Genomic DNA, 20,754 nt, shown 5'->3' on the forward strand with positions numbered 1-20,754 from the left:
GTCAGCGGCTTTGAAGCCGCTCTACAAAGGCCAGCAGGCTACCGAAGCTGGCGAAGTCTTCGGCGTCGACGTCATCGTCTTCGATGAGGGCGCCGAGCCGCTCTTCGAGCGCGGTCAGGAAATTCGCGACAGCCATCGAATCGAATTCGGGAAGAGCGCCGAACAGCGCAGTCGAATCCGCGAAGCCGCTGACCTGCCCCTCTGCAAGCCCGAGAACCTGCGCGAGCAACTCACGCAGGGTCACCTCGGCGATGACCTCGTCGGGCGCTTTCTCAACCTTCTTCAGCACGTTCGCGCGCCTACTCGACCCATTGCTCAACGGCAATATCATTGCGTCGGCGTTCCGGCGCGGCAATGACGGCAGGCGTGACGCCGGACCCGACGCCATTTCCGCTCGATCACCTCACGGGAAGAGGGGACGGGAGTGTGCCCGCGCTGACTGTGGGCGGTGAGAGCCTGACCTACTCCGAGCTGGAGCGCGAGGTGGGCCGCACCGCCGCGGCTCTGCTCGAGCATGGTCTGGAGCCCGGCGACCGCGTCGCAAGCTGGATGACCAAGACACAGTTGGCCTGCATCTTGCCGTTGGCGACAGCGCGGGCGGGACTGGTGCACGTCCCGATCAACCCGGTGCTCAAGCATGCGCAGGCGGCCCACATTCTGGTGGACAGTGATGCCAAGCTTCTGATCGCCAACCAAGCGCGGCTCGGATCGCTTGCGGAGGGCGAGGGCGCCGGCGCGCAACTGCTGGCGTTCGAAACCTGGCAAGCCGGCGTGGAGTCCCTGCCGTTCTCGTCCAACGACCCCGCCAGTCTTGCGGCATTGCTCTACACCTCAGGGTCCACCGGTAAGCCAAAGGGCGTCATGCTCAGCCATGCAAACCTCTGGCTTGGAGCGATCAGCGTCGCTCATTACCTCCGCTTGTCGCGGGCCGACCGGACTCTCGCCGTGCTCCCGCTCGCATTCGACTATGGCCAGAACCAGCTGCTCTCGACCTGGGCGGCCGGAGGTCATGCCATCGCCTTGGATTATCTCTTGCCGAAGGACGTGCTGAAAGCAGTAGGACGCCATGACGTCACCGTCCTTGCTGGCGTACCTCCTCTGTGGATCCAGCTCGCCGACGCCGACTGGTCAAAGGGCGTGGGCGGGTCTCTGAGGACGCTCACCAACAGCGGAGGGCATTTGCCCGAGACGGTGTATTGGAAGCTCCGCGACCTGTGCCCGCAGGCCAAGATCCATCTCATGTACGGTCTAACCGAGGCTTTCCGTTCGACCAGCCTCGACCCTGATCTCGGCGATGAGCATCCCGACAGTGTGGGTTCGGCCATCCCCCTAGCCGAGGTGATGATCGTGCGTCCCGATGGAAGCGAAGCCGGAGCCGGCGAAGAGGGTGAGCTGGTCCATGCAGGGCCACTGGTTGCGCAGGGCTATTGGAACGATCCGGCTAAGACGGCCGAGCGCTACAAGCCGGCACCGGCCTTCTCCGAATATGGTGGGACTGCTGTCTGGTCTGGAGACCGTGCAGTCCGAGGGAAAGACGGCCTCATCCGCTTCCGCGGCCGCGACGACGCGATGATCAAGGTCAGCGGCAACCGCCTGAGCCCGACTGAGATCGAGGAAGCCGCGCTGGCCAGCGGAGCAGTCCGCGAGGTCCTTGCATTGGGTGTGAAGGACGAGCGCCTCGGCCAGGCCGTGATGCTGATTGCTGTAGCAAAGGATGAAAATGCCGAAGAGCGGCTGAGGGCTCATCTCGCGAGGGAGCTTCCGGCCTACATGTTGCCGAAGGAGATTGTCTGGCGCGACGCGCTGCCGGTATCGCCCAACGGTAAGGTGGATCGGGCTGCGCTCGTGAAGGAGTTCGCATGAAGCCCATGGGCCCAATCCCGCCCGGTTTCGAGGCGAATGCAAGCGGGCAGCTGCTCATTGGTGGGCGGCTCGTGTCCGACATCGTGGCGGAGGCGGGCGGTACGCCGCTCTTCGTCTACGACACCCGGATCATTGAGCGGCAGATCGAGCGTTTCCGCGCGACGATGCCGTCCGAGGTAGCTCTCCATTATGCAGTAAAGGCAAATCCTTACGGCGAGTTGCTCTCATGGATTGCGCAGCAGGTCGACGGGTTCGACATTGCGTCGTTCGGGGAATTGGGGCGCGTCGCTCACCTCGGCTTGCCCATCAGCTTCGCGGGCCCGGGCAAGACCGATCAGCAGCTGGAGACCGCCATCCGCGCGGGCGTCACCATCAACCTGGAGAGCGAAGGCGAGGCGGAGCGCGCTCTGGCCATTGCTGCCCATGGGTCGCGGCCGCCCAGGCTGGCCGTTCGCGTGAACCCGCCTTTCACCTTGAAGGGGGCTGGGATGAAGATGGGCGGGCTGGCGAGCCAGTTCGGCGTCGATCACGAGCGCGCGCCTGCGCTGATCCGTCGGTTGGTAGCGGCGGGCGCGGAGTGGCGCGGCCTTCACATCTTCACCGGAAGCCAGTCGCTTCACGCCGAGGCCCTGATCGACGTTCAGGCAGCGACGGTCGCGCTCGCGGCTGAGTTGGCTGCCCAGGCGGGGGCATCTCCACCCGAGGTCAATCTCGGCGGAGGCTTTGGCATTCCATACTTCCCCGGCGATGAGCCGCTGGACCTCGAGGCCGTTGGAGCAGCGCTGAGCAAGGTATTGGCAGAGCGCCCGAAGATCCTCGCTGAGACACGATTTGCTATCGAGCTCGGCCGCTGGCTCGTAGGAGAAGCTGGCGTCTACCTAACCCGCATCGTCGACCGCAAGGAAAGCCGCGACGAAACCTTCCTGGTCGCCGACGGCGGCCTTCAGCACATGCTGGCAGCGACCGGCAACTTCGGTCAGCTCCTCCGCCGCAACTATCCGGTGGCGATCGCCAACAAGTTCACGTCCGAACCTTCGGAGGCGATCACGATTACAGGATGCCTCTGCACTCCGCTGGACTTGCTCGCGCACGAAGTTGCGTTTCCGCGCGCTGAGCCGGGCGATCTGGTCGCCATCTTCTGCGCAGGGGCCTACGGCCTCAGCGCCAGCCCCCAGGAATTCCTCAGCCAGCCGAGAGCGCGCGAGTTGCTGGTCTAAGGGTAAATCGCTTCCACGAAGTAAAGACCTTCGGCAGGCGCATTCAGTCCGAGCTTTGCGCGATCACGCGCATCCAGCGCCTTGCGAATGTCATCCGGCTGCCATTGGCCTCGACCGACCAGCGCAAGGCATCCAACCATCGACCGCACCTGATGATGCAGGAAGCTTCGCGCCGCTGCCTCGATGTGAATCTCTTCGCCGACCCGCTTCACGTCCAGTCGGTCCAGCGTCTTCAGCGGACTATCGGATTGGCAATGGACGGAGCGGAAGGTCGTGAAGTCGTGCTTGCCGACTAGCAACGCAGCGCCCTCCGCCATTGCTTCCGCGTCCAGTGGGACTGGAATGTGCCAGATCCGGCCCCGATCAAGCGCAGGCGGTGCTCGGCGATTTAGGATGCGATACAGATACTTGCGCCCGATACATGAGAATCGGGCGTGCCAGTCATCGGCGACCTGCTCGGCCGCCGTGACCGAGATCGGCTGGGGACGCACGAGCGCGTTCAGGCCCTCGCGCAGCCGGTGCTCCGTCACCGTCTTCTCGATATCGGCATGGGCGGCCATCGCCAGCGCGTGAACGCCGGCGTCGGTACGGCCTGCGGCATGAACGGATGTCGCCTCGCCCGTCATGCGATGAATGGCCTCCTCAAGCGTCTGCTGCACCGAGGGCCCATGGTCCTGCCGCTGCCACCCCATGAAGGGACGGCCGTCGAACTCGATGGTCAGCCGCCACCGCGTCACGGAAGGACGGTGCCCTTCGGGATGGGAAAGCCGCGAAGAAGTTCCTCCGCCGTCATCGCATTCTTGCCCGCACGTTGGACCCGCAAGGGCCGGACGTAACCAGAGCTGGCTGCGATGCTCAGGCAGTCGTCGAGCACTTCGCCGGGGCGGCCGGATGCATCGTTCCCGACCGCCGCGTCCAGAAGCTTGATCCGCTCGCCGTTCACGTCGAACCATGCCCCAGGGGCTGGCGCGAAGGCTCGGACCTGCCGCTCGATCTCTTCGGCCGACCGAGTCCACTCGATCCGCGCCTCCGCCTTGTCGATCTTCGGCGCATAGGTAGCGCCCTCATCCGGCTGTGGCTGCGGTCGATAGCTTGTCGGGTCCGAAAGCCATTCCGTCAGCGCGTCAGCGCCTAGTCGAGCCATCTCTTCAGTAACTTGCCCCGCATTTTTTCGTTCAAGCATGAGCTTACGTGTCAGCAGCATCGGCCCCGTGTCGAGCCCCACATCCATCTGCATGATGGTCACGCCGCTCACCGTATCGCCGGCCAAAATCGCGCGCTGGATGGGGGCCGCACCGCGCCAGCGTGGAAGCAGCGAAGCATGGATGTTTACGCACCCCATCTTTGGCGCATCCAGGATCGGCTTGGGCAGGATCAGCCCATAGGCGGCTACGATCGCAACGTCGGCCTTCAAGGCCGCAAACCGTTCTTGCTCTTCATCACTTCGCAGGCTGCGGGGGGTCCGCACCTCCAGCCCCAGCTGTTCCGCGCGTTCGTGCACAGCCGTCTTGCGATCGGCCTTGCCGCGTCCGGCGGGGCGCGGAGGCTGGCAGTACACCGCAACCACCTCGTGACCGGCATCGGCCAACGCATTCAGCGCCGGCACCGCGAAGTCAGGACTGCCCATGAAGATGATCCGCATTGCGGCGCCCTATGGCGGACGTCGGGGAATTTGCCTACCTCAGCGCTGCAATGGCTTCTGAGGAAATCGAGGCGCTCGCGGGCGCTCTGTCACGGCTGCCGGGGCTTGGGCCCCGTTCGGCGCGCCGTGCCGTGCTCCACCTCGTGAAGAAGCGCCAAACGGCCCTGGAGCCGCTCCTGTCGGCGCTGCAACGGGTATCGGAGAAGCTGTCGACATGCTCCGTCTGCGGCAACGTCGATACGTCCGACCCCTGCGGCATCTGCCGCGATCCGCGCCGCGACGAGAAATCACTGTGCGTGGTGGAGGAGGTGGCGGACCTATGGGCTCTCGATCGGTCACGGCTCTTTCCCGGGCGATATCATGTGCTTGGCGGTCGTCTTTCAGCGCTTGAAGGCATTCGGCCCGAGGATCTCGCCATTGACGGGCTCATCCAGCGCGTGGCTTCTGGCGGCATCGAGGAGGTCGTCCTCGCCATGAACGCGACGCTCGAAGGGCAGACCACGGCTCACTACCTGGCGGAACGGCTCGAGAAATTCCCCATCCGACTGACCCAACTGGCTCATGGATTGCCGGTCGGCGGCGAACTCGACTATCTCGACGAGGGGACGCTCGCGCAGGCTCTCAGGGCGCGTCGGCCGGTTGCTTGAAGCGACTGGGCTGAAAGACTAAATCTACGCCATGGCCATTCGTCCGATCGTTGAAGTTCCCGACCCGCGCCTGCGCGAAATCTCCAAGCCCGTGCAAGGCGTGGACGATGAACTGCGCACGCTCGTCGCCGACATGTTCGAGACGATGTACGACGCGCCGGGCATCGGCCTCGCCGCAATCCAGGTGGGTGTCCCGCTGCGCGTCCTGGTCATCGACCTTCAGGAGCCGGAGGAAGAGGACGGCGAGCCGGTCAGGGACCCTCGCGTCTTCATCAACCCGGAGATCCTTACCGCCTCCGTGCAGGAGGTACCCTACACCGAGGGCTGCCTGTCTGTTCCGGATCAGTTCGCCGAAGTCGATCGCCCCGATCGCATCCGCGCACGCTGGATGGAGCTGGACGGAAAGGTCCGCGAGGAGGAGATCCAAGGGCTTCTAGCAGTCTGCTTGCAGCACGAGATGGATCACCTGAACGGCGTGCTGTTCATCGACCATCTGTCGCGCCTGAAGCGCAACATGATCCTCAACAAGCTCGCCAAGCAGCGGAAGGTCGCGGCTTAGGCCATCGCCGGCGTCACCGACGCGGCCGCATTTCTGCAATCCTCGGCACATTCGCGGCACATTTGCGCGCACAGCCGGCAATGCTCGTGGTCGTGCTTCTCGCACTCGGCCGCGCAGACGTCGCAGACGCGAGCGCATAGTTCGAGCATCTCGCGGATGACTTCCTCGTTGGAGCCGGTGCGGCGCAGCGCGACCCGGCAAGCAGCCTCACAGACATCCGCGCAGTCCATGCAGGTGCGAATGCACTCGCGCATGTCCATCTTCTCGGCGGCGCACGCGTCCGCGCAGCTGAGGCACATCTTCGCGCAATACATCAGGTGATGGACCGCATCGCCGAGCGGTTGATTGACATGGCCGTGCACGTCGGGGTGAAGGCTGATCATCTTGCGGATGGACATGGATTTTCTCTCCTCGCTCGAATGACCAACGTTCCGCTTGAGCAGCGGGTCCGACGGTCGTAAGTTCACATTTCGTTCCGTGGGGGAATCGAGATGGGTGTGGGGCTTGTAGCAGGTGTTTTGGCGGCTTTGGCAGTCGGTGCTCTCATCGGCTGGCTGATCGGCAGCCGCGATGGCGTTGGCGCTAAGCAGACCGTCGACAGCCTCCGCCTGCAGCTTGACGAAGTCGTCAAGGAACGCGACGCGAATCGCGATGCGGCGCAGGAGCTGGCGGCTGTGAAAGCCGCTCAGGAAGCGCGGGAGCGAGCCTTCGAGGAACGCATTGCCGAGATGACCGCAGCACGCGAGGCGCTGTCGGCGCAATTCGCGGAAGTCGGCAGCAAGCTCCTCGAGGGGGCGCAGAAGCAGTTCCTGGAGCGCGCGGAGCAGCGCTTCCGCCAATCGGAGGAAAGCGCCGGGACTAATCTCAAGGCCTTGCTGCAGCCGGTTCACGAGCGTCTGCAGCGCTACGAAGACGCCGTCACTAAAGTCGAGGAAGAGCGCCGCAAGGATTTCGGTCTGCTCACCGGCCATATCGAGGCGATGAAGAGCGGAACCGAGCGCGTCTCGGCGGAGGCCGCGAAACTGGTCAACGCGCTGCGCAACGCCCCCAAGGCCCGCGGCCGTTGGGGTGAGCAGCAGCTTCGCAACGTGTTGGAGAGTTGCGGTCTGACGGAGCATTGCGACTTCGAGACCGAAGTCAGTCGCACCGACGAGGATGGCGGACGCTTGCGGCCGGACGTCACCCTACGCGTGCCAGGCGGTCACTGCCTCGTGATCGACGCCAAGGTCAGCCTGAACGCATATCAGGACGCGTTCGGTGCGGTCGACGAGAGCGAGCGCGCGATGCACCTCACGGCTCATGCCGCGGCCATCAAGGCACACGTGAACACGTTGGGGAACAAGGCCTATTGGGCCCAGTTCGCCGATGCGCCCGACTATGTCGTGATGTTCATTCCTGGAGAGCACTTCCTCTCGGCTGCACTCGAGCAGGATGGAAAGCTTTGGGATTACGCCTTCGAACGACGCGTGCTTCTGGCCACACCGACCAACCTGATCGCGATTGCGCGTACAGTGGCTGCAGTGTGGCGGCAGGAGAAGCTGGCGAAGGAAGCGCGGCAAATCGGCGAGCTTGGCAAGGAGCTCTATGACCGGCTTGCCAAGGCCGCTCAGGATCTCAAACGCGTCGGCGGCGGACTGACCACTGCCGTGAACAATTACAACAGCTTCGTATCGTCCTTTGAGACACGATCGCTGGTTACGGCGCGGAAGTTCAGAGAACTCAACATCGAGCCAGGCGCACGAGAAATCGAGATCGTGCCGCCGGTCGAGGCCTTGCCGCGATACAACGACGACGAGGAGCCGCCGCAAATCGCGGCCGAATGATCAGTACGTTCGCTTGAGGTCGATCCGGCCGACGTCGTTGCCGAGGGTCATGCGGTCGCCGTTTGCCGTGACGGTGACCGGCCGAGCCAGGATCGCGCCGCCTTCATTCTCGAAGCTCATCGCGGGACCCGGGCAGGCCATGCGCGTCGACATCATGGGCCCGACGGTCACGACTCCGCCGTTCTCCGTGTAGGTGCCGCCCATCCCATTGCAGCCGAACTTGGCCGAGATGCGGTCGCCGTCAAAGCGAACGTAATACTGTCCGTCTGGCGGCGTCGGGCGCCCATTGACGGCTTCGACATGCCAATTCGTTCCCGCGAGGCGCGCGGGCGCGGCTGCGTCGCCGCCGCACCCTTCGTAGCGCTTCCCGTCAACATCGACCTGCACCCGGTCTCGGTAGCCTTGCCCGGACATGGGGTCGGTGCAGGCGGCATGGACGACATTCACGTGGATTCTCGGCGTCTGATAAATCTCGCCGGCAAACCCGACGATCGCTTCCGGCCGCGGCTGCCGGATGGGCTGGGCACCCATGCCGATGAAGGTGAGGTCGTGCTCGTCGATGATCAGCGTCCACCCGGGCTCTTGGCCAACGGCGCGATAGGGAGCGGGCGAAGGATCCGGATGCGAGAGACACGCGCTCAGGAGCAGCGATGCGGGCATGGCGGTCCAAAGTTTCATAGCCGGAACAACCACTGCAGTTCATGCGGGTTCCTGATGCCTACCGCCAGCTTGCCTTGACCTGAAAGGCCATGACAGCGGCGGCGATCGCGGCGTTCAGGCTGTCCGCCCGTCCGGCCATCGGGATCTTCACCAGCAGATCGCAGGCGTCCTCGTATGCGGACGGCAATCCCTGTTGCTCGTTCCCGATGAGAAGGAAGCACGGGCGCTGATAGTCCGCGTCGAGATAGTCTTGCATGGCCTTCAGGCTCGTCCCGACGAGCTGTCCGCTTCCCGACCGCAGCCAAGTCAGGAATTCGTTCCAGGGTGCCTTCGCGACCTGCTGCGTGAAGATTGCGCCCATCGACGCCCGCACGGCTTCGACCGAATAAGGGTCCGCGCTGTCGTCGATCAGGATCAGGCCGCCGGCGCCGACTGCATCTCCCGTGCGCAGGATCGTTCCAATGTTTCCGGGGTCGCGCAGCGATTGAGCGACGAACCACAGCGGGGCGGCCGATCGATCCAGGTTGGAGAGGGTCGTCTCTGGCTGACGGTACGCGGCCATCAACATCTGCGCATTGTCCTTGCCGGATGCCTTGGAGAGGATGTCCGGCGTCGTCTCGATCGCCTCGCCGCCGGCGGCTTCGGTCGCTGCGATGATGTCCGCAGCCAGCGAGTGCCTCGCGCCTTCGGCGGAAAACATGACGATCTCGGGCAGGCGGCCGCTATCGCGGGCTTCGGCGATGATACGCAGCCCCTCGGCGAGGAAGAGACCTTCCTCCTTGCGTGCCTTCTTGTCGCGGAGGGACCGAAGCCGTTTGACGGTCGGATTGGAAAAGGCAGTGACGAGCCGAGGCATACTCGCCTCCTACGGAGGCGCGAGTTCGCGGTCCACCATGCCCCTGGGACGGCGGCATGCGCTCAGTCCTCGCCGAAACGTTCCTCGACGAGGCTCGCCAGCTTCAACAGGGCGTCCTCGGCATTCATGCCCGACACGTGGATGACGATGGCGTCGCCCATCGCAGCGCCGAGCATCATGAGACCCATGATGGACGTTCCGCAGACCTTGTTGCCGTCCTTCTCGACTTCGACGGTCGCATCCAGGCTGCTGGCGAGATTGACAAACTTGGCGCTGGCCCTCGCGTGAAGGCCGCGTTGGTTGGTGATCTGGACCTCGCGCCGGAGCGCGTTCAAGCCGCGGCTTCCCCGAGGATCTCGGAAGCCACCGAGATATACTTGCGGCCGGCTTCGCGGGCGGCAGCGACGGCCGCGTGCACGCCCATGACCTTGCGGGCGCCCTCCAGCCGGATGAGCATGGGCAGGTTCACTCCCGCGATCACCTCGATGTTCTCCGTCTTCATCAGGGAGATGGCGAGGTTGGACGGTGTTCCGCCGAACAAATCGGTGAGGATGATGACGCCCTTGCCGCGATCGACGCGGCCGATGGCGTCGGCAATGTCCTGCCGCCGGGCTTCCATATCGTCGTCAGGGCCGATGCAGATGGCTTCGATCGCGTCCTGCGGTCCGACGACATGCTCCATGGCAACCACGAACTCGGCCGCAAGCCGGCCGTGGGTCACCAAAACCAATCCGATCATTCTTTCAACTCGCTAACCCAACTCGCCGGATTCGGCGTCCCCCCGGTGTTCCTCAATCGTGTCGCTCGGCTCGGAGGAGAGGTCCCGGTGACGGACGTTCGGGGAAAAGCCCGCCTTCCGCAGCCGTTCGGCCATTTCCTCCGCGGCGCAAACCGACCGATGCCGTCCCCCAGTGCAGCCGAAAGCTACGGTGACATAGCTCTTACCTGCTGCCCAGTAGCGGGGAATCCAGTCGGTGAGAAGCGCCTCCAGCCGCGTCATGGCGTCATTCCATGCCGGGTCCTGTGCCAGATGTTCCCGGATGGGACGGTCCTTGCCCGTGAGCGGGCGAAGTTCGGGCACCCAGTGCGGGTTATCGAGGAATCGCATGTCGAACATCAGGTCCGCCGTGCGCGATACTCCGCGGGCATATCCAAAGGACACGATCGTCAGCACGGGCTGGTCGTCGTGATCGCCGTAACGTCGGCGAAGTTCTTCACGGAGCTCGGGCGGGGTCAGGTCCGTGGTGTCGATGACGCTGTCGGCGGCGCGCTTCAGCGGCTCCGTGAGGGCGCGTTCACGGGCGATTCCATCTTCCGCCGGCCGATCGGGCGCAAGCGGATGACGGCGACGAGTCTCGTTGTACCGGCGCATCAGCTCGCTGCCGGCGCACTCCAGGTAGAGAATCTCGGGCTGGACGCCTTCGATCGATCTCAGGACGGCCGGCACGGCTTGGACATCAAAGCCGCGGCTGCGGACGTCCATGCCGACGGCGGCGGGCACCAAGCGGCACTGTTTGCCTTCATCGCCGTGGACGAAACTATCGAGGAGCGAAACCGGCAGATTGTCGACGCAATCCCATCCCATGTCTTCGAGCGCATCGAGGACGGTCGACTTGCCGGCGCCGGACATGCCGGTGACGAGAAGGAGGCGAGGGGATTGTCGGCGGCTGGACACCGCCTCGGTCTTAGAATTTCAAGCCGAGGCGGTCGAGAGCGAGCGCAACCTTAGACGCGGCCGATGCCGTGAGCGCGTCGACTGTCACCAGCGGCAGGTTCACGCCGAGCACCGGGCGTTCCCGTCGATCGTCCGGGAGTCGCTGAATTTCGCTCGTCAGCTCGACGAGGAGGGCGACTGGAACGTCCTTTACCGTGTCCATGTCGACGATCCCGACTCCGCGGATCTCCAGCTTGCCGGAAATATTCGCCGGAGCGGTGGCGATTAAGCGATCGCCCGTTCGCTGGACGATGGTCTGGTCGTCGCTGACCAGCGTGAAGCCGCGATCGAGAAGGCGCAGTGTCAGATCCGATTTGCCGGATCCCGACGGTCCGGTGATCAGGACTGCGCGACCCTCCGTCGCCACAGTGCTGGCGTGAACGGTTTCGGATGAAAGGAGCCTGCTCATGCGAGCTCCGTTGCCGGCAGGCGAATAGTGAATCGGGCGCCCGATGGCGCGTCGTCACGGTCTTGCACGTCTATTTCCCCGTCATGGCCCTCGACGATGGCTCGGGCGATCGCCAGCCCCAAGCCGCTGTGTCGCCCGAAATCCTCGCTCTCCGGCCTTACTGAGTGAAACCTGTTAAAGATGGCTTCACGTGCTTCTTCGGGCACGCCGGGGCCTTCGTCGTCGATGCGTATGCGGACTTCCTCCCCGACGCGCGCGGCCGCGATTTCGACCAGGCCGCCGGACGGCGAGAAGCTGATCGCATTGTCGATGATATTATCGATGGCCCGCGCCAGACGGCCTGGATCGCCCAGAATGACGGCCGTGTCCTTGCGTGGACGCGCAAAGGCGAGTCGGGCGTCTCCCGTCTCGCGGCGATGCTCCCAAGCGCCGACGATCTGCTCGATCAGCGAGCCCAGGTCGACGGGCTCGAAGCGGGCGCGGGCAAGCTCGGCGTCCGTGCGAGCCGCTTCGCTGATGTCTCCGATCAGCCGGTCGAGCCTGACCACATCGTTGCGGGCGACGGCAAGGAGCTTCGTGCGCAACTCCGGATCCTGAACCCGCTCAAGACCCTCGACCGCAGAGCGCAGGGACGCCAGTGGGTTCTTCAACTCGTGCGTCACGTCGGCTGCGAAATGCTCGATATTGTCCATACGGTGCCGGAGCGACTGGCTCATGTCCGAGATCGAGCGGGCCAGTAGGCCGATCTCGTCGGTGCGTGATGGGAGCCGCGGGACCTTCACCTCGCGCGCGCGGCCGAGGCGAACTCTGTGAGCTGCCAGCGCAATGCGCCTCAGTGGCCTTACAATCGTCCGCGCCAGGAACAGGGAAAGCAGGACCGAAAGCAGGACTGCGAGCGCCATGGCGACGAACAGCGACCGGCGCTGGCTGCGGACCGTTCTTGTGAAATCGCGGTCGTTGGTGGTCAGCAGGACGACACCGTCCGCGGCAGGCGTGGCGGCCGAGAAGACGGGGGTGAGATCCGGAGCATTGCGCGCCTGAGTGACCGCAGTCTTGGATGCCTTGGCCTGAAGCGCCTCGGGCCAGGCCTGCAGGCTATCCTTTTCAGGCTCGATGAAGTCGTCGAGCGGTGTCGCACCGACGAGAATGTTGAAGCCGCGGTCCATCGCCCTGGCGGCGTCCTTCGTCCATTTCTGCGTGTTGGGATCGCGAAGCTCGTATGTCGGGCCCGTCGTCTGCCAGCTGTCTGCTACAAGGCGACCGTCCGGCCCGAAGACGCGAATCCGGCTGTCACTTGAGCGCGCAAGCGATTCCAGCACCTTTGGGCGGGCTTCCCGCGGCGAAACGGCTAGCGCGCCCGCGCTCATGTTCGCCTCGCGACGGATAAGCCCCAGCCGCTCCTCGCTTAGCTGGTTGCGGAAGGCATCGAGGTAGAGAACGCCGCAGGCCAACAATACGATCGTGAGCAGATTCACCGCCAGGATGCGGTGGGCCAGCGTCCAGTGGCCGAACCACAGGGAGCGAGGCTTACTCATCCTCGAACTTGTACCCCACGCCGTAGAGCGTCTCGATACCGTCGAAGACCGGATCCACCGCGCGGAACTTGCGCCGCATTCGCTTGATGTGGCTGTCGATGGTGCGGTCGTCTACGTAGACGTCGTCGTGATAGGCGACGTCGAGCAGTTGGTTGCGGGTTTTCACAACGCCCGGCCGCTGCGCCAGCGCTTCCAGGATCAGGAATTCCGTAACGGTGAGGGTTACGTCCTTTCCGTCCCAGATGACCTTGTGGCGCGCGGGGTCCATTCGAAGGCGGCCGCGCTCCAGAAGGATCGGTTCGGGCTCATCGTCCGTGGCCATCGCTTCGCCCTTCGCGAGCTCCTGACGCCTGAGCAGTGCCCGGATCCGCGCGATCAGCAGCCGCTGCGAGAATGGCTTCGAAATATAGTCGTCGGCACCCATGGCGAGACCGAGCGCCTCATCCAACTCATCGTCCTTCGATGTCAGGAAGATGACGGGCATCGCGCTGAATTCACGAACGCGCCGAAGCAGCTCCATGCCGTCCATCTGAGGCATCTTGATATCGAAGACGCCAAGGTCGGGCTGCTTCTCCAGGAACGCCTTGAGCGCCGCGGTCGGGTCCGTGTAGACCCGCGTGACGAAGCCTTCCGCTTGAAGCGCGATCGACACCGAGGTCAGGATGTTGCGGTCGTCGTCGACCAGCGCGATCTCTTGATTCATGCCGTAGATTGGGGCCCTGTGTCGCTCATCCAGCTATCGCTTAGCATCGTGCCGGAGTGACACAAGCAGGGGCCGAACCGCTTTGACGAGGCAACTTCTTAGGGGTTATAGGCGCTCAGCGCATACGTATGCGGCGGCAGGCCAGCCCGGTCGCCGCCGTTTAATGTATTGAGGAAAGGGGATTTTAGTTGACCGACAGGGTGCCGAATATCGGCCTTAAAGAACAGGGCATCGAAACTGGTGCGATCCTCCACTGGAACCTGTCCACGGCACCCCTCGTCGAAGCCGCAGTTCAGCACGGAGAGGGCCGGCTGACGAAGGATGGCGCGCTTCTGGTCGATACTGGCAAGTTCACGGGTCGCAGCGTGAAGGACAAATTTGTCGTTCGCGACGCCACGACCGAGGACACGATCAACTGGGGCTCGATCAATCAGCCGATGACGGGTGAGCACTGGGCGAACCTGAAGGCCGATTTCATGGCCGCGCTGAAAGAGCAGAACGAGCTCTACGTCGCGGATCTTTTCGGCGGCAGCCAGCCGGAATATCGCGTCAACGTGCGCGTGATCACGCAGATGGCTTGGCACAATCTGTTCGTCCGCACCCTGCTCGTGCGGCCGAATGCGGATGAGCTGGCCGGGTTCACGCCCGAGTACACGATCATCAACCTGCCCAGCTTCAAGGCGGATCCGGAGCGCCACGGCAGCCGCAGCGACACGGTGATCGCGGTCAATCTGACTGAGAAGATGATTCTGATCGGCAACACCGAATATTCAGGGGAAATGAAGAAGGGCGTGTTCGGCCTCCTCAATTTCCTGCTCCCGGCGCAGGGGGTGATGCCGATGCACTGTTCCGCGAACATTGGCGCGGACGGCAAGAGCGCGATCTTCTTCGGCCTCTCGGGTACCGGCAAGACCACGCTTTCGGCTGATGCAAGCCGCACACTGATCGGCGACGATGAGCATGGCTGGTCCGATACGGCGGTCTTCAACTTCGAAGGCGGTTGTTACGCGAAGATGATCAACCTCTCGGCCGAGGGCGAGCCGGAGATTTACGCCACGACCAAGATGTTCGGCACGATCCTCGAGAACGTGACGATGGACGAGGCTACGCGCGAGCTGGACTTCACGGACGCCAGCAAGACCGAGAATACCCGCGGCGCTTATCCGATCGAGTTCATTCCGAACACTAGCGAGAAGAACCTCGGCCCTCCGCCGTCGACGATCATCTTCCTGACGGCCGATGCGTTCGGCGTGTTGCCCCCGATCGCGCGGCTCACCCCCGATCAGGCGATGTACCACTTCCTTTCGGGCTACACCGCCAAGGTTGCCGGCACCGAGATCGGCGTGACCGAGCCGACCGCAACCTTCAGCACCTGCTTCGGCGCCGCATTCATGCCGCGCCCGCCGTCGGTCTATGGTAATCTGCTTAAGAAGCGCATCGCCGAGGGCGGCGCGGAATGCTGGCTGGTCAATACCGGCTGGACTGGTGGCAAATATGGCGTGGGCAAGCGCATGCCGATCAAGGAAACGCGCGCGCTGCTGAACGCCGCGCTCGACGGTAGCCTCAATGACGTCGAGTTCCACAAGGACCCGAACTTCGGCTTCGAAGTGCCGGTTGCCGTCCCTGGCGTCGACAGCTCGATCCTAGATCCGCGTAGCACCTGGGCGGACAAGGACGAGTACGATCGCACGGCCGCCAAGCTGGTGGATCTCTTCATCGAGAACTTCGCGCAATTCGCGGACCAAGTGGACGAGGGCGTGCGACAAGCTGCCCCCAAGGTTCCCGCCGCCGCGTAATTGCCCGTCATCGAGGATCGGGTTCCCAAATTTAGGACCCGATCCAATGACCGAATATTCACCACGACTCTTCACCACCGACGGCGAGATCGAGCATCTCGGCGAAGGCCTGCTCGCCTGCACGCTCACGCGGCCGGAATGGACTCACGAGGCCCACCTCGCTGCAACGACCTACCTGGAACAGAGGCGCCCGGACATATCGCTCGACGTCGAGCTTCCGGGAATAATCCGACGCTTCAACGAGAGCGTCGGCGGTGTGAACAGCGAGACCGAGGGGTATCACGAGACGATCACGCGGGCCTTCCTATACGGGGTGCGGCTGTTTCTCGCTGACGCGGACGGGAGCGCGCCTCTGCACAGGCTCGTCAACGATCTGCTGAAATCTCCGATGGGCCGGCGCGACTGGCCCTTGCGGTTCTACAGCCGTGAGCGTCTATTCTGCGTCGAGGCCCGCCTGACATATGTCGAACCGGACCTCATGAGCATGCCGCGTTCATGAACCGTTATCGATGGTTCTGTGAATATGATCGGCGTATAGTGGGAGGACGGGGTATGTACGGGAGACGAGTAATGCGCGCTTTACCCTTGGCAGCCACGCTCCTCCTGGCAGCATGTGCTTACGGACCGCAAGTACGTACCGACTTCGATCCCGCGGCGAATTTTCATCAGTATCGGACTTACAGCTGGCTGGAACCGGCGGTGCCGCAAGGCATGAATCCGCTCATGTTTGCGAGAGTGCGATCCTCCATAGACCGCTCGCTCGCAGCGCGCGGGTTCACTCCGGGAAACCCGGGTGATTTCCAGGTATCCTTCACCATTGGTGAGCGTGATCGCCTCCAGGTCTACGACTACGGCCCATTCTATCCCGGAGCGGGTTGGGGATGGGGCGGATGGGGCTGCTGCTGGGGCGGCGGCTGGTGGGGCGCACCGTACTCCAACGTCGACATCGACCAATATGTCGAACGCAGCGTGATCATCGACGTCTATGACGCTGCCACGAAGCGGCCCGTTTGGCATGGTGTGGCTACCAACCGAGCCTACTCGGACAACGTCAATTACGTGAAGATCGACGAGGCGGTGAACGCTGCGCTGGCAAACTTCCCGCCTCAGCCGGTCGCTCAGCAGTAAGCGTCAGGCCTTAGACTTAGTCCGCGCGATATAGTCGTCGACGTTCTTGGCGAGCACGTCCATCGGAACGTTACCGCCGAGGACGACCGCATCGTCATAGGCCCTCAGATCGTACTTCGCGCCTAGCTCCGCCTTCGCCTTGTCGCGCAACCGGTTGATAGTGCTGTGCCCGACCTTGTAGCCGCACGCCTGGCCGGGCCAGCTGCAGTAGCGGTCGACTTCCGACGCCACTTCGAGCGGGTTCGAGCCGTTGCGTTGGACGAAAAAGTCGACACCCTGCTGGCGCGTCCACCGCTTTGCGTGCAGGCCGCTGTCGACGACGAGCCGGCAGCAGCGGAAGGCGATCGACTGCAGATAGCCGAGGCGGCCGACCGGGAAGTCGTCGTAGACGCCGAGCTCATCCACCAGTTGCTCCGCGTACAGCGCCCAGCCTTCTGAGTAAGCGTTGAACGCCAAGAGCGTGCGGATCAGCGGCAGCTTGTTCGCATATTCGCCCTGCCAGACGTGACCTGGGATCGCTTCGTGCGCTGCGAGGTCGGGCAAGCTGTACTTGCTGTGCAGGTCGGTACTGCGAAGGTTGATCCAGAACTTGCCCGGGATCTTGCCGTCGATGGAGCCCGCGCCGCCGTAGGCGCCCGGCGCTCCGGGCTCCTGCTCCGGAGACATGCGACGGACTTCGAGGTGGCCGGGGACCAGAGTGTTGAAGCCGCGCGGGAGAACGGCGCGAATCTTGTCGATGCGCTCGGCGATGTAGGCCTTGATCTCCTCGCGGCCCTTGTCGCCCTCGCTGAACTTGTAGCGCGGATCCTTCGCCAGGGCCTGCATACGCTCGCCGATCGTGCCCTGCGTGTAGCCAAGCGACTTGAGGATCGGGTCCATGCGGCCGTGCAGCTCGGCGAGCTGCTCAAGGCCCATCTTGTGGACCTCGTCGGGACTCATGTTCGTAGTGGTCGACGCCTTGAGTGCCCAGCGGTAATATTCGTCCCCGTGCGGGCGCGACCACATGCCGGCGACGTCGGTTGCGACGGCACGCTCGGCCTTGAGTTCGTCGATCTGGCGCTGAAGTGCGGGCGCAACCTGCTCGACCGCGATCTTGCGAGCGCGCACGTCCCAGTCGCCGGCAATGTTCTTGTCCTTCGTTCGTTTGACGAGGGAATCGACGATTGTGCCGCCCTGCTGCGTACCCTTCAGCGAGATGTCGAGTTGAGTCAGCGCCTTGTCGATGAGGAAGTTCGGCGGAACGAGGCCTTTGGCGCGAGCTTCCTTCATGCGAACGAGCTCGCCGTCGAGCTGCGCCGGATATTCCGCGAGCCTGCTGAGATAGGCCTCGGCATCGTCGCGGTTCTCGATGGGGTGATCGGTGTCGAGGAACTGCGGCGTGTCGATGTAGGCGCCGACGTTCTGGATCACGACGTAGGGGGTGTTGCGCCAGCCGCCGACAGCCACGTCGCCGTAGGGTAGAGCGAAGCCTTCGAGCGCGGTTGTGTAGGCGCTCTTCACGACCTCGACGCTCGTGCGGACAGGGAAGGAGAGGGCAGGCGTGTCCAGCGCTTCGGCCCGGGCGAGATCCGCCTTGAGCGTCGCGGCGAGACGGCGCCGGCCCGCCGGAGACCGATCTTCCATCTGATAGCGCATCTTAGCTCGGGCGCCGACGTCCAGTCCGAGAGCCGTGGCGTATTCGGGGTTAGTCGCGAGGAGATTGTTACCAATCGACTCGAGAAGCGCGTTCGCTTCCGCCTCGGACGCAGGTTTCGCCCAGGCGAGACCGGAGGTGGAAACGAGCGGTAGGGCGGCACTGGCGGCGAGCGCGTTCAGCGCATCACGGCGGGAAAACTGAAGATGTGACAAGGAAGAACTCCGGGATCAGGCGGAAGGAATCAGGCGCTCAGGCTCGACCAGAAGGCAGTTTCCATCAACCCCCGTTATGCGAACGCGCTCGCCCGGACGACCGGGCCCGCCGCGCGCCGACCATTCGCTGTCGCCGACGCGGACCCGGCCGCTATGTTCGTCCACTTCGTTGATGACCGTCACGACCTTTCCGACGAGCCGCGCCGAGCGGTCGTTCAGCAGCGGGTCTGTGCTGTCGACGTTCTGGTTCGCGTATACGCGGCGCCCAACCATGAAGGCGATGACCGCGTAGAGCGCGAACAAAGCCAGCTGTGGCGCGGTGCCGAGATCGAAGAGCAACGTGAACGCGCCCGTCGCAATCGCAGCGGCGCCGATGAAGACGAGGAAGAAGCCCGGCGCGATGATCTCGGCAATGAGCAGGATCACCCCGCCGATCAGCCAGAGCCAGGCGGGATCCATGGTCTCGAGGAAGTTCATCCTTCGACCCTCGGCACTCCCGGAACGCTGGGCGGAGCGCCGCGCGTGGCGACCGTCTTGGGCTTTTGCGAGCTGGGCGGCTTGGGCGAATTGTCGCCGCCCATGACCTCACGCGCTAGTTCGCCGATGCCGCCGAGCGTTCCGATCAACTGGGTCGCTTCCACAGGGAAGAGGATCGTCTTCGCATTGGGTGAGCGGGCGAACTCGCTGACCGCTTCCACATATTTCTGTGCGACGAAGTAATTGATCGCCTGCGCGTTGCCGCCTGCGATGGCGTCGGAGACGAGTGTGGTGGCTTTGGCTTCCGCCTCGGCCGCGCGTTCACGAGCTTCGGCCTCGCGGAATGCCGCTTCGCGAAGACCTTCCGCCTGCAGGATCTTGGCCTGCTTCTCGCCCTCCGCGCGGAGAATTTCGGAAGCGCGCATGCCTTCCGATTCTAGGATCGCCGCCCGCTTCTCGCGCTCTGCCTTCATCTGGCGGGTCATGGCGTCGACGATGTCGCGGGGCGGGCGGATGTCCTTCAGCTCGACGCGAGTGATCTTCACGCCCCACGCCTCGGTCGCATGGTCGACGACCGCGAGCAGCCTGGCGTTGATCTCGTCGCGCTTAGAGAGGGTCTCATCGAGGTCCATCGAGCCCATGACCGTGCGCAGGTTGGTCGTCGAGAGCGCCATGATCGCCGTGTAGAGATCGCTGACCTCGTAAGCCGCCTTCGCAGCGTCCAGCACCTGGAAGAAGACGACGCCATCGACCGCGACCATGGCGTTGTCCTTGGTGATGATCTCCTGACCCGGGATGTCGAGCACCTGCTCCATCATGTTGATCCGGTGGCCGACACGATAGAAAAACGGCGGCACGAAGTTGAAACCAGGCTGCGCCACGCGAACGAACCGCCCGAAATGCTCGATCGTATAACGATAGCCCTGGTGGATGATCTTCATGCCGACCATCACGTACAGAAGGGCCAGGACCGCGACGGCGGTCATGAAAGTGACGAGCATCTCTTCCCCCAAATGGATAACCTCTAGCATCATGCTGTGGCCGGACAGCGAACGAAAGGAAAATCGAGGTGAATTCCGACTTGTTCGCAGTGCGATCGCTCCTGTTCCTGCCGGCCTCCAACCCGCGCGCAATCGCCAAAGCGCGTGACAGCGATGCGGACCTGGTGGTTCTCGATCTCGAAGATGCGGTGAAGCCTGCCGACAAGGACGATGCCCGCGCGGCTGCGCTCGAGGCCGTGGAGGCGGAGTGGCGCATGCCGGTGGCCATCCGAGTGAACGGAGTCGGCACCGAATGGCACTCCGCCGATCTAGACGCTGTGGCGCGATCGAACTGTCAGTTCGCGATCCTGCCGAGGGCCTCGTCGCTTCATCTCTTCCACGGCGCGCGTGAAGCCGTCGGAAAGCCCATGCTCGCGATGATCGAGACCGCGGCCGGTGTCCTGGCCGCCGCCGAGATCGCCAAGGAAGCCGCCGCGCTCGTCGCAGGCACGAACGACCTTCGCGCGGACCTGCGTCTGCCGTTGGGGGCGACGCGAGCGCCGATTTCCACAGCGCTGCAAATGATCGTGCTCGGCGCCCGTGCGAACGGCATCCCCGCCTTCGACGGCGTGTTCAACCAGTTGAAGGACCTGGATGGCCTTCGTGCAGAGGCGGAGGAGGGCAGGAGCCTCGGCTTCGACGGCAAGTCGCTCATCCATCCCGACCAGATCGCGCCCTGCAACGAGGCCTTCGCGCCCGCGACCGAGGAAATCGACCGCGCGCGTCGGCTGGTCGACGCGTTTTCCGGCGGCGCAGAACGTTTCGGGGATGAGATGATCGAGCGCATGCACATCGAGGCCGCGCAACGCGTGCTTCAGCGCGCCGGCCGCGTTTAGC

General features: G+C 63.9%; 24 protein-coding genes. 9 read left to right on the forward strand and 15 right to left on the reverse strand.

Going from position 1 to position 20,754, the window contains the following annotated elements:
- Position 1 precedes the first annotated feature (1 nt).
- Positions 2-289, reverse strand: a complete 288-nt coding sequence (locus tag LZ016_RS03675) for an acyl carrier protein (protein WP_241445918.1) — start codon at positions 287-289, stop codon at positions 2-4.
- A 65-nt stretch (positions 290-354) separates the two neighbouring features.
- On the opposite strand from LZ016_RS03675, the gene LZ016_RS03680 reads away from it, so the two are divergent.
- Complete coding sequence (locus LZ016_RS03680; RefSeq protein WP_241447444.1) at positions 355-1,863, forward strand: acyl-CoA ligase (AMP-forming), exosortase A system-associated; 1,509 nt, start codon at positions 355-357, stop codon at positions 1,861-1,863.
- A complete protein-coding gene (locus LZ016_RS03685) occupies positions 1,860-3,080 on the forward strand; it encodes a pyridoxal-dependent decarboxylase, exosortase A system-associated (protein WP_241445919.1) in 1,221 nt (406 codons plus the stop codon). Before LZ016_RS03680 ends, LZ016_RS03685 begins: the two co-directional genes overlap by 4 nt.
- On the opposite strand, the gene truA is transcribed toward LZ016_RS03685, so the two are convergent.
- On the reverse strand, positions 3,077-3,817 hold the full coding sequence (truA, locus tag LZ016_RS03690; RefSeq protein WP_241445920.1) for a tRNA pseudouridine(38-40) synthase TruA: 741 nt from the start codon (positions 3,815-3,817) through the stop codon (positions 3,077-3,079). The genes LZ016_RS03685 and truA overlap by 4 nt on opposite strands.
- Positions 3,814-4,722, reverse strand: a complete 909-nt coding sequence (fmt, locus tag LZ016_RS03695) for a methionyl-tRNA formyltransferase (protein WP_241445921.1) — start codon at positions 4,720-4,722, stop codon at positions 3,814-3,816. Before fmt ends, truA begins: the two co-directional genes overlap by 4 nt.
- 50 nt (positions 4,723-4,772) lie before the next feature.
- Here fmt and recR point away from each other — a divergent pair, with 50 nt between their 5' ends.
- Both recR and def read left to right on the forward strand, forming a co-directional pair.
- Positions 4,773-5,369: a recombination mediator RecR gene (recR, locus tag LZ016_RS03700; RefSeq protein ID WP_241447445.1), complete on the forward strand. Its 597-nt coding sequence runs from the start codon at positions 4,773-4,775 to the stop codon at positions 5,367-5,369.
- Positions 5,370-5,400: 31 nt separating this feature from the next.
- On the forward strand, positions 5,401-5,928 hold the full coding sequence (gene def / locus LZ016_RS03705) for a peptide deformylase (RefSeq protein WP_241445922.1): 528 nt from the start codon (positions 5,401-5,403) through the stop codon (positions 5,926-5,928).
- Here def and LZ016_RS03710 read toward each other — a convergent pair.
- Positions 5,925-6,326 (reverse strand): four-helix bundle copper-binding protein, encoded by a 402-nt coding sequence (locus LZ016_RS03710; protein ID WP_241445923.1) that lies wholly within the window; start codon positions 6,324-6,326, stop codon positions 5,925-5,927. The two genes, def and LZ016_RS03710, sit on opposite strands and share 4 nt — an antisense overlap.
- A 93-nt stretch (positions 6,327-6,419) precedes the next feature.
- Between LZ016_RS03710 and LZ016_RS03715 the strand changes: the two genes are divergently transcribed.
- Positions 6,420-7,751: a DNA recombination protein RmuC gene (locus LZ016_RS03715; protein WP_241445925.1), complete on the forward strand. Its 1,332-nt coding sequence runs from the start codon at positions 6,420-6,422 to the stop codon at positions 7,749-7,751.
- Here LZ016_RS03715 and LZ016_RS03720 read toward each other — a convergent pair whose 3' ends face one another.
- From LZ016_RS03720 to LZ016_RS03755, 8 genes are all read right to left on the reverse strand, one after another.
- Complete coding sequence (locus LZ016_RS03720) at positions 7,752-8,411, reverse strand: META domain-containing protein (RefSeq protein ID WP_241445926.1); 660 nt, start codon at positions 8,409-8,411, stop codon at positions 7,752-7,754. It lies immediately after the preceding gene.
- Positions 8,412-8,469: 58 nt separating this feature from the next.
- A complete protein-coding gene (locus LZ016_RS03725) occupies positions 8,470-9,267 on the reverse strand; it encodes a TrmH family RNA methyltransferase (protein ID WP_241445927.1) in 798 nt (265 codons plus the stop codon).
- A gap of 62 nt (positions 9,268-9,329) precedes the next feature.
- Positions 9,330-9,602 (reverse strand): HPr family phosphocarrier protein, encoded by a 273-nt coding sequence (locus LZ016_RS03730; protein ID WP_241445928.1) that lies wholly within the window; start codon positions 9,600-9,602, stop codon positions 9,330-9,332.
- On the reverse strand, positions 9,599-10,006 hold the full coding sequence (locus tag LZ016_RS03735) for a PTS sugar transporter subunit IIA (RefSeq protein WP_241445929.1): 408 nt from the start codon (positions 10,004-10,006) through the stop codon (positions 9,599-9,601). The genes LZ016_RS03730 and LZ016_RS03735 overlap by 4 nt, the downstream gene beginning before the upstream one ends.
- Positions 10,007-10,018: 12 nt before the next feature.
- A complete protein-coding gene (gene rapZ / locus LZ016_RS03740) occupies positions 10,019-10,942 on the reverse strand; it encodes an RNase adapter RapZ (RefSeq protein WP_366512881.1) in 924 nt (307 codons plus the stop codon).
- A 10-nt stretch (positions 10,943-10,952) separates the two neighbouring features.
- Positions 10,953-11,390, reverse strand: a complete 438-nt coding sequence (locus tag LZ016_RS03745; protein WP_241445930.1) for an HPr kinase/phosphorylase — start codon at positions 11,388-11,390, stop codon at positions 10,953-10,955.
- Positions 11,387-12,925 carry a sensor histidine kinase gene (locus LZ016_RS03750; RefSeq protein ID WP_241445931.1) on the reverse strand — a complete coding sequence of 513 codons (1,539 nt, stop codon included), beginning with the start codon at positions 12,923-12,925 and terminating at the stop codon, positions 11,387-11,389. Before LZ016_RS03750 ends, LZ016_RS03745 begins: the two co-directional genes overlap by 4 nt.
- On the reverse strand, positions 12,918-13,628 hold the full coding sequence (locus LZ016_RS03755) for a response regulator transcription factor (protein ID WP_241445933.1): 711 nt from the start codon (positions 13,626-13,628) through the stop codon (positions 12,918-12,920). Before LZ016_RS03755 ends, LZ016_RS03750 begins: the two co-directional genes overlap by 8 nt.
- A gap of 188 nt (positions 13,629-13,816) precedes the next feature.
- On the opposite strand from LZ016_RS03755, the gene LZ016_RS03760 reads away from it, so the two are divergent.
- From LZ016_RS03760 to LZ016_RS03770, 3 genes are all read left to right on the forward strand, one after another.
- Positions 13,817-15,424 (forward strand): phosphoenolpyruvate carboxykinase, encoded by a 1,608-nt coding sequence (locus LZ016_RS03760; protein ID WP_241445935.1) that lies wholly within the window; start codon positions 13,817-13,819, stop codon positions 15,422-15,424.
- A gap of 46 nt (positions 15,425-15,470) precedes the next feature.
- The gene (locus LZ016_RS03765; RefSeq protein WP_241445936.1) at positions 15,471-15,923 is read left to right on the forward strand and encodes a hypothetical protein; all 453 of its coding nucleotides are present in this window, start codon (positions 15,471-15,473) and stop codon (positions 15,921-15,923) included.
- Positions 15,924-15,994: 71 nt separating this feature from the next.
- Positions 15,995-16,552 carry a DUF4136 domain-containing protein gene (locus LZ016_RS03770; RefSeq protein ID WP_241445937.1) on the forward strand — a complete coding sequence of 186 codons (558 nt, stop codon included), beginning with the start codon at positions 15,995-15,997 and terminating at the stop codon, positions 16,550-16,552.
- A gap of 3 nt (positions 16,553-16,555) precedes the next feature.
- On the opposite strand, the gene LZ016_RS03775 is transcribed toward LZ016_RS03770, so the two are convergent.
- From LZ016_RS03775 to LZ016_RS03785, 3 genes are read right to left on the reverse strand one after another with little or no spacing between them, the layout of a single operon-like run.
- Entirely contained in the window at positions 16,556-18,400 is a 1,845-nt protein-coding gene (locus LZ016_RS03775) for a DUF885 domain-containing protein (RefSeq protein ID WP_241445938.1), read from the reverse strand.
- Positions 18,401-18,415: 15 nt separating this feature from the next.
- Positions 18,416-18,877, reverse strand: a complete 462-nt coding sequence (locus LZ016_RS03780; protein ID WP_241445939.1) for an NfeD family protein — start codon at positions 18,875-18,877, stop codon at positions 18,416-18,418.
- Entirely contained in the window at positions 18,874-19,878 is a 1,005-nt protein-coding gene (locus LZ016_RS03785; RefSeq protein WP_241445940.1) for an SPFH domain-containing protein, read from the reverse strand. Before LZ016_RS03785 ends, LZ016_RS03780 begins: the two co-directional genes overlap by 4 nt.
- Positions 19,879-19,946: 68 nt before the next feature.
- On the opposite strand from LZ016_RS03785, the gene LZ016_RS03790 reads away from it, so the two are divergent.
- A complete protein-coding gene (locus LZ016_RS03790) occupies positions 19,947-20,753 on the forward strand; it encodes an HpcH/HpaI aldolase/citrate lyase family protein (protein WP_241445941.1) in 807 nt (268 codons plus the stop codon).
- Position 20,754 lies beyond the last annotated feature (1 nt).

The sequence above is a fragment of the Sphingomonas telluris genome, from assembly GCF_022568775.1.
GTDB classification, from domain to species: Bacteria; Pseudomonadota; Alphaproteobacteria; order Sphingomonadales; family Sphingomonadaceae; genus Sphingomicrobium; species Sphingomicrobium telluris.

Excerpts from the sequence above, each read along its gene's own strand:
- LZ016_RS03680 (WP_241447444.1), top strand. The coding sequence starts at position 355 with ATGACGGCAGGCGTGACGCCGGACCCGACGCCATTTCCGCTCGATCAC.
- LZ016_RS03685 (WP_241445919.1), top strand. The coding sequence starts at position 1,860 with ATGAAGCCCATGGGCCCAATCCCGCCCGGTTTCGAGGCGAATGCAAGC.
- fmt (WP_241445921.1), bottom strand. The coding sequence starts at position 4,722 with ATGCGGATCATCTTCATGGGCAGTCCTGACTTCGCGGTGCCGGCGCTG.
- recR (WP_241447445.1), top strand. The coding sequence starts at position 4,773 with ATGGCTTCTGAGGAAATCGAGGCGCTCGCGGGCGCTCTGTCACGGCTG.
- def (WP_241445922.1), top strand. The coding sequence starts at position 5,401 with ATGGCCATTCGTCCGATCGTTGAAGTTCCCGACCCGCGCCTGCGCGAA.
- LZ016_RS03710 (WP_241445923.1), bottom strand. The coding sequence starts at position 6,326 with ATGTCCATCCGCAAGATGATCAGCCTTCACCCCGACGTGCACGGCCAT.
- LZ016_RS03715 (WP_241445925.1), top strand. The coding sequence starts at position 6,420 with ATGGGTGTGGGGCTTGTAGCAGGTGTTTTGGCGGCTTTGGCAGTCGGT.
- LZ016_RS03720 (WP_241445926.1), bottom strand. The coding sequence starts at position 8,411 with ATGCCCGCATCGCTGCTCCTGAGCGCGTGTCTCTCGCATCCGGATCCT.
- LZ016_RS03725 (WP_241445927.1), bottom strand. The coding sequence starts at position 9,267 with ATGCCTCGGCTCGTCACTGCCTTTTCCAATCCGACCGTCAAACGGCTT.
- LZ016_RS03735 (WP_241445929.1), bottom strand. The coding sequence starts at position 10,006 with ATGATCGGATTGGTTTTGGTGACCCACGGCCGGCTTGCGGCCGAGTTC.
- LZ016_RS03745 (WP_241445930.1), bottom strand. The coding sequence starts at position 11,390 with ATGAGCAGGCTCCTTTCATCCGAAACCGTTCACGCCAGCACTGTGGCG.
- LZ016_RS03750 (WP_241445931.1), bottom strand. The coding sequence starts at position 12,925 with ATGAGTAAGCCTCGCTCCCTGTGGTTCGGCCACTGGACGCTGGCCCAC.
- LZ016_RS03755 (WP_241445933.1), bottom strand. The coding sequence starts at position 13,628 with ATGAATCAAGAGATCGCGCTGGTCGACGACGACCGCAACATCCTGACC.
- LZ016_RS03765 (WP_241445936.1), top strand. The coding sequence starts at position 15,471 with ATGACCGAATATTCACCACGACTCTTCACCACCGACGGCGAGATCGAG.
- LZ016_RS03770 (WP_241445937.1), top strand. The coding sequence starts at position 15,995 with ATGCGCGCTTTACCCTTGGCAGCCACGCTCCTCCTGGCAGCATGTGCT.
- LZ016_RS03780 (WP_241445939.1), bottom strand. The coding sequence starts at position 18,877 with ATGAACTTCCTCGAGACCATGGATCCCGCCTGGCTCTGGCTGATCGGC.
- LZ016_RS03785 (WP_241445940.1), bottom strand. The coding sequence starts at position 19,878 with ATGCTCGTCACTTTCATGACCGCCGTCGCGGTCCTGGCCCTTCTGTAC.